At 62.1% G+C, this 11,896-nt stretch carries 10 protein-coding genes; 1 reads left to right on the top strand and 9 read right to left on the bottom strand.

Annotation, left to right across the window (positions count from 1 at the left end):
• Positions 1 to 11 precede the first annotated feature (11 nt).
• The 8 genes from ACSQ26_RS02040 to ACSQ26_RS02005 form a co-directional block, all read right to left on the bottom strand.
• The gene (locus ACSQ26_RS02040) at positions 12 to 740 is read right to left on the bottom strand and encodes an SDR family oxidoreductase (protein WP_436005790.1); all 729 of its coding nucleotides are present in this window, start codon (positions 738 to 740) and stop codon (positions 12 to 14) included.
• A gap of 25 nt (positions 741 to 765) precedes the next feature.
• Positions 766 to 2,028 carry a sugar ABC transporter permease gene (locus tag ACSQ26_RS02035; RefSeq protein WP_436005788.1) on the bottom strand — a complete coding sequence of 421 codons (1,263 nt, stop codon included), beginning with the start codon at positions 2,026 to 2,028 and terminating at the stop codon, positions 766 to 768.
• A complete protein-coding gene (locus ACSQ26_RS02030) occupies positions 2,025 to 2,846 on the bottom strand; it encodes an ATP-binding cassette domain-containing protein (protein WP_436005786.1) in 822 nt (273 codons plus the stop codon). The genes ACSQ26_RS02035 and ACSQ26_RS02030 overlap by 4 nt, the downstream gene beginning before the upstream one ends.
• Before the next feature lie 83 nt (positions 2,847 to 2,929).
• Positions 2,930 to 4,003, bottom strand: a complete 1,074-nt coding sequence (locus ACSQ26_RS02025) for an ABC transporter substrate-binding protein (RefSeq protein WP_436005784.1) — start codon at positions 4,001 to 4,003, stop codon at positions 2,930 to 2,932.
• A 204-nt stretch (positions 4,004 to 4,207) separates the two neighbouring features.
• On the bottom strand, positions 4,208 to 5,092 hold the full coding sequence (locus ACSQ26_RS02020; RefSeq protein WP_436005782.1) for a helix-turn-helix domain-containing protein: 885 nt from the start codon (positions 5,090 to 5,092) through the stop codon (positions 4,208 to 4,210).
• 271 nt (positions 5,093 to 5,363) lie between these two features.
• The gene (locus ACSQ26_RS02015) at positions 5,364 to 8,513 is read right to left on the bottom strand and encodes an efflux RND transporter permease subunit (RefSeq protein WP_436005780.1); all 3,150 of its coding nucleotides are present in this window, start codon (positions 8,511 to 8,513) and stop codon (positions 5,364 to 5,366) included.
• Positions 8,514 to 8,630: 117 nt separating this feature from the next.
• Entirely contained in the window at positions 8,631 to 9,755 is a 1,125-nt protein-coding gene (locus ACSQ26_RS02010; RefSeq protein ID WP_436005778.1) for an efflux RND transporter periplasmic adaptor subunit, read from the bottom strand.
• Between the two features lie 13 nt (positions 9,756 to 9,768).
• Positions 9,769 to 10,380: a TetR family transcriptional regulator gene (locus ACSQ26_RS02005; protein ID WP_436005776.1), complete on the bottom strand. Its 612-nt coding sequence runs from the start codon at positions 10,378 to 10,380 to the stop codon at positions 9,769 to 9,771.
• A 197-nt stretch (positions 10,381 to 10,577) separates the two neighbouring features.
• Between ACSQ26_RS02005 and ACSQ26_RS02000 the strand changes: the two genes are divergently transcribed.
• A complete protein-coding gene (locus ACSQ26_RS02000; RefSeq protein ID WP_436005774.1) occupies positions 10,578 to 11,219 on the top strand; it encodes a ThuA domain-containing protein in 642 nt (213 codons plus the stop codon).
• Between the two features lie 36 nt (positions 11,220 to 11,255).
• Here ACSQ26_RS02000 and dhaL read toward each other — a convergent pair whose 3' ends face one another.
• Complete coding sequence (dhaL, locus tag ACSQ26_RS01995) at positions 11,256 to 11,891, bottom strand: dihydroxyacetone kinase subunit DhaL (protein WP_436005772.1); 636 nt, start codon at positions 11,889 to 11,891, stop codon at positions 11,256 to 11,258.
• Positions 11,892 to 11,896: the final 5 nt, after the last annotated feature.

Below are 11,896 nucleotides of genomic sequence, written 5' to 3'. Positions count from 1 at the left end.
GTTCCGTGTCCTTAGAGGTCGTTGCTCTGCGGCAAGATGACGATGTCACGGATCGTCACGTTCCTCGGACGCGATAGCATGAAGAGCACGGCGTCCGCCACTTCCTTGGGCTCCATCAGTCCGCCCGCCGCCAGTTCCTGTTCGAGCTTGTCCTTCGGCCAATCGCTGATCAGTGCTGTCACCACCGGCCCCGGCGCCACGGCGCCGACGCGGATGCCGTGCTTGGCGACCTGTCGTCGGACCGTATGTGTGAACGCCTGCACCGCGAATTTCGACGCAGTGTAGATCGGCTCCCAAACCACTGGCACCAGACCGGCGATCGAGCTGGTGAGGATGATGTCGCCCGTCTTGCGCTCCACCATATGCGGCAGCACGGCACGCACTGAGCGGAAGACCGCATTGATGTTGAGATTGAGCATGCGATCCCAGACGTCCGGGTCGCCATCGACGATCTCGCCGCCGACATAGGTGCCGGCATTGGCATGGAAGATGTCGAGATGCCCAGCCTTTTCCAGAATCTGCGGTAACATGGTGCTGACGCTTTGCGGATCCGTCAGGTTGACGACCACCGGGATCGCCTTCGGCCCGAGCTCGGCGCAAAGCGTCCTCAAGGCTTCTTCAGCCCGGTCCACGAGCGCCACCGTCGCACCTTCCGCCAGAAGGCTTCTTGCGCATTCGAGGCCGATGCCGGAGGCAGCTCCGGTGATCGCCGCGACTTTTCCCTGGAATTGCTGGCTCATCTTTTGTCTCTGCTTCTTGAAGGTTTCAGGCGCGGCCATGCGACATGCGCGAGCGGCGGGCCAGCGAGTCGACGATGACGGCGATTGCGAGCACGGCACCGGTGATCATGTACCGGAGCGATGATGACAGATCGAGCAGCGTCAGCCCGCTGGCGATCGACTGGATGACGATGATGCCGAGCAGTGCCGAATAGGCACTGCCCCGCCCGCCGAACAGGCTGGTTCCGCCGATCACGGCCGCCGCGATTGCGTTGAGATTGACGTCGCCGGTGCCGGCCTGCTGGCTGGCCGAGGCGAGCCGCGATGCGGCCAGTACGCCACCGGTGGCGGCGAAGATCGAGCACAGTACGAAGGCCGATGTGTAGATGAAGCGGACATTAATGCCGGCGCGGCGCGCGGCTTCGCGATTGCCGCCGACGGCGTGCATCATGCGGCCCCATTGGGTGCGCGTCAGCGCATAGTTCATCGCCATCGCAAGACCGACGAAGAGGCCGAACATCCAGGGAATACCCCGGTCACCGCGATTGATGTAGAAGGCAATGGCTTCCAGCAGCACAGTGATCGCTATGGCCTTGAAGGCCAGCCCGCCAAGCGACGGCGAAGACAGCCCCGCCTCCCTCCGGCGCGCAGCGGTGCGGTATCCCGTGACGAAGATCGACAGGCCGGCAATCGCGGCGAGCGCGTAGGCGACGATGTCGGGCATGACCATTGTCTGACCGAAATCGACCAGCATCGAGCCATAGGGAAGATTGATCGAACCGGTCGAGCCGAGCAGGTAGAGTTGCAACCCGAGCACCGCGAGCAGGCCGGCCAGCGTCGAGACGAAACTCGGCATGCCGAACCTGTTGAAGAGAGTGGCATAGAGCATGCCGATCACCGCGCCGAAGAACATAGCGGTGATGATCGCAAAGCCGACCGGCCAACCCTGGTTGACCCAGAGCACGCCGACGATCGCGGAAGCAAATCCGCTAACCGAGCCCACCGAAAGGTCGATCTCGCCGACCATCAAGATGCAGACGATGCCGAGCGAAATGATACCCACGGTCGAGCAGTCGAACAGCAGGTTGACGAGATTGTTGGGCGCGAGGAATACCGGATTGAGGGTCTGGAATACCGTCCAGATGATCACCAGCCCGACGATGACAGGCAGCGAGCCGAGATCGCCTGACCGCACGCGGTCCCAAAAGGCCTCTATCGATCCGCTGATGCCCTGCCTATGCTTCACGCGCTCGTCGCTACGATCGAGCAGCGGTGTGGGTGCGGCGCCATTGTCCGTCGTGTTGATCATGGCTGCGTCTCCTGGGATTGTTCGCGCTGGGCGCCGCGCCGGCTGGCACGCCGGGAAACGGAATTGTTATCGGCGCCGGTGATTGCGCTGACCAGTTCCTGGTTCGATGCGTCGGGGTCGAAGATGCCGTTATTTTTTCCGAGCCTGAGCACCACGATGCGGTCGGCGACAGCGCGGACATCTTCCATGTTATGGCTGATCATGATCACGCCGAGCCCACGGTCGCGGACGCGCTCGATGAGATCGAGCACTTCGGCCGTCTGCGCGACACCGAGTGCTGCGGTCGGTTCATCGAGCATGATCAGTTTGGGGTCGAGCAGTAGCGAGCGCACGATAGCGACCGTCTGGCGCTGGCCGCCGGAGAGCGACGCGATCGGTTCGCGGACGCTCGGGATTCGCGCGGAGAGTTCGTTGAGCAGCTTCCAGGCCTTGATCTCCATCGAGACCTCATCGAGCCGCCACGGATTCATCTCCTTGCCGAGAAAGATATTGGCGACGACATCGAGGTTCTCGCAGAGCGCCAGATCCTGGAACACCGTGGCGATGCCGAGGCCAAGCGCCGCACTGGGATCGGCGAGCGTGACCGTGTCGCCACGGAACTTGATTGTGCCCGACGACGGCTGATGCACGCCGGCGAGGATCTTGACCAGCGTCGATTTGCCGGCGCCGTTGTCGCCGACCAGCGCCACGACCTCGCCCGCATGGACGTCGAGATCGATATTGGTCAGCGCCGAGACCGCGCCGAAATTCTTCGAAACACCGCGCAGACTGAGCACGATTTCGCGCGGCGAGGGCCGTCCTTGTTGTATGTCCGTCATGAGGCAGGCCCTTCTCGTGGCAGGCGTTGCAGGCTGCCCGGCCACCCTAGGGATGGCGACCGGACAGCGGTCCTGGGAGGATATTACTGGATAATGCCGAGCTTCTTGCAACCCTCGACGTAACGATCGACACAAAGCTGTTCGGCCGTGTTGATCTTCTTGTCGATGATTTCAGCCTTGAGGTTCTCGGCGGTGACGACGGCCGGCACGAAGAGTTCCGACGGCGTGTTGTAGAGCGTCGTCTTGGCCTCGGGTGTCTCGCCCGACAGGAACTTGATGGCGACATTTGCTGCGGCGGCCGCAACGATCTCGGAAGGCTTGGAGATCGTGTTGTACTGGTCGCCTGATATGATCAGCTGGAGTGCCGCGATCGTCGCATCGTTGCCGGTGACCGGCGGAACCGGGTCGAGGCCGGCTGCCTTGAAGGCAGCGATCGCGCCACCACCGGTGCCGTCATTGGCGGCCACGACACCGAGGATGTTCTTGCCGAAGCGGGTCACCTGGCCGCTTGCCCATTGCTGAGCCTTCGGCGGCGCCCAATCCGGCGTGTCGAACTCTGCGAGCAACGGATAGCCGCTGTTGTCGACACCTTCATGGATGCCCTTCTTGATCAGGCCGGCGGCAGCATCGGTTGGCGAGCCGTTGATCTGCAGGATACCCTGACCTTCACCGGCGGTGACGCCCGAAGCCTTCAGATGCGCAACCAGCGAATCCGCAATGGCCTTGCCGATGCCCTGGTTGTCGAACGACACGTAGTAATCGGCGACCGCGTCCGGAATCGGCCGGTCATAGGCAATGACCCTGATGCCCTGCGCCTGGGCCTGCTTGACCAGCGAGGCGGCAGCCGTGGAATCGACAGGGTCGAGCACGATCACCTTGGCGCCCTGAGAGATCACCGAGTTGAACTGCTGCTGCTGGCGCGACATGTCGGCATCGGCATTCTGGTAGAGCACGGTGCAGGTCGGGCAAAGCTTCGCCATCTCGGCCTTGAAGCCCGGATAGTCATGTTCTTCGTAGCGGGTCGAGCCCTGGTCGGGCATCAGGAATGCCACGGTGGCATTCTCGACATTGGCGGCCTGCGCCAGCGTCGATGCGCTTCCGAGTAGAGCCAAAGCCAGCGTTGCGATACCGGCGGATTTGATCAGAAAATTCGTCATTTCGTCTTCTCCCTTTGACGATGCGATTGTCAGTCAGTGGTTGCGTTGTTATGAAGCGCGAAACCCGTGCGGCATGGCCCACAGCTCCTCCGCTGCATCGGCCATGTCGGGAATTCAGGACAAGCGCTTCCCATCACGGGCCGCCTGTCGCGCGCCCGCGTTCGTGAATTTCATCGATTTGGTTTCCTCCCGGTCTCCTCCCGTCTATGCGGCCTTCGCCGCGCTGATATTCTCGACCAGCAGCCTGCGGAACTGCGAGGGCGGCATGCCCTTCTCAGCCAGGAACTGCCGGTTGAAATTCGAAAGATTGTTGAACCCGACCTCGAAACAGATTTCGGTGATCGCCGCCTGCTCGTCGCTCATCAGGATCTGACAGGCGAGGTTGATGCGCAGGCGCTTCACGTATTGCACCAGCGACATGCCGGTATGGCGGCGGAAGGCGCGCGAAAAGGCACTCGTCGATTGTCCCGCGATCTCGGCGAGATCGGCCTCGCTGAACGGTGTCGTCAGGTGTTCGCGGATATAGGCGAGCGCCTTGTTCATGCCGGCCGACATGTAACCCGACGGGTCCGGCAGATAATTTGCACTGGCCAACATTTCCGCACCCTGCGCCCGGCTCAGCATGCCCGCGATGATCATGAAAAGCTCGATGCGACGTACGCCCTGCGCGGTCATCATCTCTTCCATCACGGGCGCCACGAGCCGGCTCGTCTCTTCCGTGAAGCGCAGACCACGGCGCGAGGATTCGAGCAGCGGCCCGAGCGCCGCGAGTTCCGGAAACACGCCCATGACGCCGCCGATGAAGTCCTCGCTGAATTGGATGATCCGGCAGCGGAGCGGAACGCTGGTATCCCTAGGGATGTCGCTGACCCAGTTGTGCGGAAGGTTCGGGCCGGTGAGGATCAGATTGCCCGGCTCGAACTCGCCGATGAAATCGCCGACAAAGTAACGGCCATTGGTCGCCGCGATGATGTGAAGTTCGTATTCGGGATGAAAGTGCCAGCGGACCGTATGGAACGGATAGCCATGCGACCAGGCCTTGAAGGATTCGCCTTCGCGTATCTGTACGACTTCCAGATCCGGCTTCATCTTTATTCCTCCCGGGCCCATGGCGATTGCGCGCCATCTGCCGTCTTCCTCCTCCGACCGGCCGGTTATCCGGCTCTGACCTTGATCCAAAGGTACGCCTCGCGGGAAAGCCGCGCCACCACGATTCACATCCAACGCTGATATTTTTTTGACATTTCGGTGAGGAATATTAGTGAAATCCGAGCCATGGCCGCCTGTGCGGCTTGGCGCAAACGTAAAACGCCGACCGGCGCAGGCCCGGTCGGCGTTCTCCAGCGCGCTACCGCCTACCCTACTCGGCGGCCTGCGGCAGGTGCCTGACATTGTCGGGCAATTCGATCATCGGCTCATCCGCCGGTTCCGGCTGCTCGCCCTTCCGCTTCGGCTCGCGGCCGAAGAACAGGGCGTAGCCGGCCGGCAGGACGAGGATGGTCAGCACCGTGGCAACCAGGATGCCGCCCATCATCGAATAGGCAAGTGGACCCCAGAACACGCCGCGCGAGATCGGGATAAGAGCTAGTACCGCGGTCATCGCTGTCAGCACGATAGGCCGGAAACGACGGACCGCGGCACCGATAATCGCCTCGGATCTCTCCATACCCGCTGCGATATCCTGATCGATCTGGTCAACGAGGATGATGGAATTGCGCATGATGATGCCGAGCAGTGCGATAACGCCGAGGATGGCGACGAAGCCAAACGGCGCGCCCGATATCAGCAGCGCCGCTGCTGCACCGATAATGCCGAGCGGACCGGTGGCGAGCACCAGCATCGCCTTGCCGAAATGCTGCAGCTGGATCATCAGCAGGATGACGATGACCGCCAGCATGACAGGCGCCTTGGCGGCGATCGACATCTGGCTTTCAGCGGCATCTTCGGCGCCGCCCTGGATCTCGACCTTGTAGCCGGCCGGCAGCGCGGCACGCAGGCCCGCCATATCGCCATACATCTTCATAGCGACGTCGTTCGGCTGCACGCCATCCGGCAGCGTTGCCCGGACGGTGATCGTCGGCAGGCGGTCACGGCGCCATTCGATGCCCTGTTCGAGCACCGGCACGACCTTGGCGACCTGCGAGAGCGGAACGAAACCGCCGAGATCGGTCGGGATATAGACCGAGTCCACCGCCGACAGTAGCTTCCGGCTCTCTTCCGGCTCCCGGGCGACGATGGAGACTGTCTCCTCGCCATCGCGGAAGTTGTCGAGCGGCGCGCCGGACATCGTTGCCTGCAGCATCTGGCGGATGCGCTGCGAAGTGACGCCGAGGGCGCGGGCACGGTCCTGGTCAACGACCAGCTTCATCGACGTCACCGGCTCAAGCCAGTCGTCATGAATGGCGCCGAGCTGCGGATTGGCCTGGAACTTCGCCTTCACCTCGTCGGCGATGCGGCGGACCTCGACGCGATCGGGACCCATGACGCGCATCTGTACCGGCCAGCCCGTGGGCGGGCCGAGGAACAGGCGGTCGACCTTGCCGCGCACGTCGGGGAAATCCTGGGCGAGAATGGTCCTGAGCTTGATGATCAGCCTCTCGCGCGCCGGTTCGTCATTCGCCATGATCAGCAGCTGGGCGTAGTTCGGATTGCGCAGCTGCTGGTCGAGCGGCAGGAAGAAGCGCGGCGCGCCTTCGCCGATATAGGTGGCGATGAACTTCTTGTCCTTGTCGTCCATCATCTTGGCTTCCAGCGCCTTGGCCTGGCTCTCGACCTCCTTGATGCTGGTACCCTCGGGCAGCCAGAGGTCGACGAGGATTTCCGGCCGCGACGATTGCGGGAAGAAATTCTGCGGGATGAACTGGAAGGCCCACAGGCTGGTGACGAAGGTCATCAGCGTCAGGGCCAGCACAATGATGCGATGACGTACCGCCCAGCCGACCGTACCGCGCAGGCCGCGATAGAATCGCGTATCGAACGCATCGTGGTGATCGCCGGCATGCGCCCGCTGCTTGAGGATCATATTGCCGAGCCATGGCGTGAAATAGACCGCCACGAACCAAGAGACCACCAGCGCGATGCCGACCACGTAGAACAGCGAGCGGACATATTCGCCGGCCGTCGAGGCCGCGAAGCCGACCGGGATGAAGCCGGCCGTGGTGATCAATGTGCCGGTCAGCATCGGGAAGGCGGTGGAGGAATAGGCGAAGCTCGCCGCATCGACCTTGTGCAGGCCCTCCTCGAGTTTCCGCTCCATCATTTCGACGACGATCATGGCATCATCGACCAACAGGCCGAGCGCGATGATCAGGGCGCCGAGCGAGATACGCTGCAGGTCGATGCCGAGCTCGTACATGATGGCGAATGTGGCCGCCAGAACCAGCGGAATGGTGATGGCGATGATGATGCCGGAGCGCCAGCCAATCGACAGGAAGGAGACGATCAGCACGATGACCAGCGCTTCGCCAAGCGCCTTCATGAATTCGCCGACGGCTTCGGTGACGACTTCAGGCTGGTTGGAGATCTGGCTGACCTCCATGCCATAGGGAAGTGCCGCTTCGAACCGCTTGTAAGTGTCCTCGACCGACGCGCCGACATCGATGACGTTAAAACCCTTGGCCATGACAACGCCGATCTGGACGCTGTCGGCGCCATTGAAACGGAACTTGCGCTGGTAGGGGTCTTCAAGGCCGGTGCTGACATGGGCGATATCGCCGAGCCGCGTCACCTGGCCGCCCGCAGTCAGGCGCAGGTTGCGGATATCCTCGACCCGATCGACGGCACCCTCGACGGAGATGCGCACCGAGCGCGTGCCGGTATCGACCGTGCCCGCCGGATCGACATTGTTCTGGCCACGGATGGCATTCTGCAGATCGGTGAGTGTCAATCCACGCTCGGCGAGCGCCTTGGAGGATACGTCGATATAGATCTTCTCCGGCTGGTCGCCGAGGATAACCGCCTTCTCGACACCCGGGGTCGTCAGCAGCATGTCGCGGGCCTGGATCGCGTATTTCTTCAATTCCGGATAGGAATAGCCCTCACCCGACAGCGAATTCAGGGTGATATAGGTGTCGCCGAACTCGTCGTTGAAGTAGGGGCCGAGCAGGCCCGACGGCAGGTCGCCGGAGATGTCGCCGACCTTCTTGCGCGCCTGGTAGAAGGCATCGGCGACGTCCCGACCATCGGTATCGCCCTTGACCTGCAGCGTGATAATGGCGCTGCCGGCGCGGGTATAGGAGCGCACGAAATCGAGATGCGGCACTTCCTGCAGCTTGCGCTCGATCTTGTTGACGACCTGGTCCTCCATCTCCTGGATCGAGGCGCCGGGCCAGACAGCCTGCACGACCATGACGCGGAAGGTGAAATCCGGGTCTTCCTTCTGGCCCATATTCATCAGGCCGAACACGCCGGTCAGGATGATCAGGCCAAAGAGGAAGCGCGCGATGGAGGGATGCCCGATCGCCCAGCGCGACAGGTTGAAGGATTGCTTACCTGCGTTCGATGTAGACATCGGCTTCTTCCACTTTTGGAACTTGGAAACGCGTTTACCGGCGCGTTGAAGCCCCGCTCCAACGCTCTCGATCTGCTGTCATGCACTGTGGAGTTCGCCGCTCGATGGCGGCGACGCCTACTTCAAGAGGTCGGCTGTCACTTGCCCGATAATGTCGGGCAGCTTGACCTTGAGGTTTTCGGTCATGAACTGCGTGCCGGCCGAGACGACGATGTCGCCGGGCTTGAGGCCTTGGGTCACATCAACCCCCTCGCCGGTAAAATCGGACACTTGGACCGCGCGAGAGTGGACGGTCGCTTGCCTGCGATCGACGGTCCAGACGATCTTGCTGCCGTCCCTTTCCGCCAGCGCGCTGAGCGGCACGGTGATATCGCCGCCATCCCGGGCCGCATCAGCCTCGACGGTTGCCGTCATGCCCAGAAGGACACGAGGATCATCAGGCAGGCTGACGCGGACCGAGAAGGTGCGCGACTGCGGATCGGCGCTGCCGGAGACTTCACGGACCTTGCCTGATAGCACCAGCTTGTCGTCGGACCAGAAGCGCGCCTTGACCGCCTTGCCCGGCTTGAACTCGGAAATATCGTTCTCGGGAACGGCGATCTGCACTTCCTTCTCGTCATCGGCGACGACGGTGAGAACAGGCGTTCCGGGGCTGACCACCTGGCCGCGATCGGCAGCGATGGCGGTGACGATGCCATCGCGGTCGGATTTCAGCTCCGCATAGCTCAGCTGGTTCTTCTCCTGGTCGAGCGAGGAGGCAACGGCGACGCGGGTCGAAACGGCCTGGTCATAGGCAAGCTGCGCCTGCTCGACCTGCGCCTTTGGCACGGCATTCTTCTTGTAGAGGATCTTGGCGCGGTCGATGGCCAGCTTTGCCGTCTCGACCGCCTTGTCGGCGGCCGCGAGATTGGCCCCGGCGGAAGCCACGGCAAGCCTGTAGTCGGTCGGATCGATGCGCGAGAGAACATCGCCCGGCTTCACCCGGTCGCCGATATCGACGAGCCGCTCGGTCACCTTGCCGGCAACGCGAAAGCCGAGGTTCATCTCGGTGCGCGACTTGACCGAGCCGGAAAATTCCAGCGTGCGCGTCTTGGTCGCCTTGGCGATCTCCACCACCTTCACCGGCCGGATGACCGGGGCGGTCTCCGCCTTCTCCTCGGTGCAGGACGAAAGGGCGAGTGCCGCCGCGAGGACAGCCCCGCCGACCGATAGATTTCTGACTGTGCGATTGAGCGAGAGCATATCTGTCTCCGGTCTAGTTCTTGAGGGCGCGGATCGCGAATTCGACCAGCTCCCCGGGTGTTGCGCGATTGGGCTTGGCAAGGCATTGCGCCACCATCTGCGGATGGCACAGAAGCGCGGTCGCTGCGCCGAAGCAGCGCGCCGCCGAATCCGGGTCCTGCTCGGGGAATTCGCCAAAGTCGATGCCCTCGCGGATCACGTCGGCGACGATGACATTGATGCGGTCGATATGGGCATCGACGACGTGCCAGTCACGCTCCATGGCGATAATCACCATTTCGTGGACCTTTTCCTGGTCCATCATCGTCTCGACGGTGATCTTGTGCATGGCATGCACCCACTGCCGCAGGCGATCTTCGGCGCTCACGTCGTCCTGGCTGAGGATCAGCTCTGCGAGCTGCCTCACGGTCGATAGCAGGCGCGCGCAGATCGCCTGATGGATTTCCACTTTCGATGCGAAGAAACGGTAGATATTCGCCGGCGACATGCCCAGATCCTTGGCGATGTCGGCGACATTCGTCTTGGCATAGCCATAGTGGCGGAACAGGCGCTCGGCGCTATCTAGGATGCGCGTGACGCTCTCCTGACGCTGGGTTTCCGCTGGCGTTTCTAGGACTTCGATCATCGACTCAGTGCTTTCGATTTACGAGTGACGAATTTTGAATTTCGTCACTCGTAAATCGAAAGCCGAGTTTTGTCAAGTTCCGCAACGCACAAAATTACATATATCGGCGTAGCCATAATCACGAATTGCATGATAACGATCGGGATGGAGACGCCCGCGTTACGACGTTGGCAGGTGGAATTGCAGGAGGAATGCATATGCGTGAAGCACTGATCGTCTGGGGCGGCTGGAGCGGCCATGAGCCGGAACAATGCGCTGATGTGATCAAGGACATACTCGAGGAAGACGGCTTCACGGTCCGCGTCGAGAGCTCGACCGCAGCCTTCGCCGATCCCTCGATCCACGATCTTTCCCTGGTCGTGCCGATCGTGACGATGTCGAAGATCGAGAAGGAAGAGGCCAACAATCTCGCGTCGGCGATCGAAAGCGGCGTCGGTATTGCTGGCTATCACGGCGGCGCCGGCGACAGTTTCCGCGATTGCGTGGAATACCAATTCATCATCGGCGGCCAGTGGGTGGCTCATCCCGGCAATATCATCGATTACCGCGTCAATATCACGCGGCCGGACGATCCAATCATGCAGGGCATCTCGGATTTCCCCTACACGTCGGAACAGTATTACATGCATGTAGACCCCTCAAACGAGGTGCTGGCGACGACGACATTCACCGGCGACCACGCCTACTGGATCGACGGCGTCGTCATGCCTGTTGTGTGGAAGCGCAAATACGGCAAGGGCCGCGTCTTCTATTCCTCGCTCGGCCATCAGGCCAAGGAATTCGATGTTCCCGAGATGCGGACGATCTTCCGTCGTGGCGCCAATTGGGCCGCACGCTGATCGCATCGGCACCCACTCCGGCTGAAGGCCTTGCGATTAAGCCAGGGCCTTCTGCATCGCTGCAATCACCACGACCGCCGAGGCAGCACCGGGATCCATGTGACCCAGCACGCGGTCACCGAGGCGCGACGCCCGGCCCTTCGACGCCAGCATGGCCTTGGTTGCTTCAGCCCCGACCTCTGCGGCGGTGAGAGCCGCCGCGAGGCATTCGGACAGGGTCCGGCCGGTCGATAGCGCCGCCTCACACGCATCCGCGGCAGGCAACCAGGCGTCGATCATCGTCTTCTCGCCGATCTCCGCCTTGCCGCGCTCCTGGATTCCCCGCGCCATGGCGATGAAGGCCTGCGCGAAGTCACCATCGTCGAGCACGGGCTTGCCTTTGACCGTGGCTCCGGCCCGCATGAACGCGGTTGCATAGAGCGGCCCGGAAGAGGCGCCGACGGCATTGAGAAACGACTTTGCGGCAGTGTTGAACACCAGCGTCGGCTCGGCGCTGGCGAGATCGAGCGCCTGCACCGCCTTCGCGGCCGCGCTAAAACCCAGCTCCATGGCAATGCCATGATCGGCATCACCGATCACACCATCGAGTTCGCAGAGCCGATCCTTCTCACGCGCCATCGCTTCGGCGATCTGCGCAAACATGTTCGAAAGTGTCGTGGAGGTGATTTCCATTCGAT

This window comes from Rhizobium sp. LjRoot254, assembly GCF_964254105.1.
Taxonomy (GTDB): Bacteria; Pseudomonadota; Alphaproteobacteria; order Rhizobiales; family Rhizobiaceae; genus Rhizobium_E.
The sequence above is the reverse complement of the archived record's forward strand: the minus strand, read 5'-3'. Positions and strand labels throughout refer to the sequence as shown.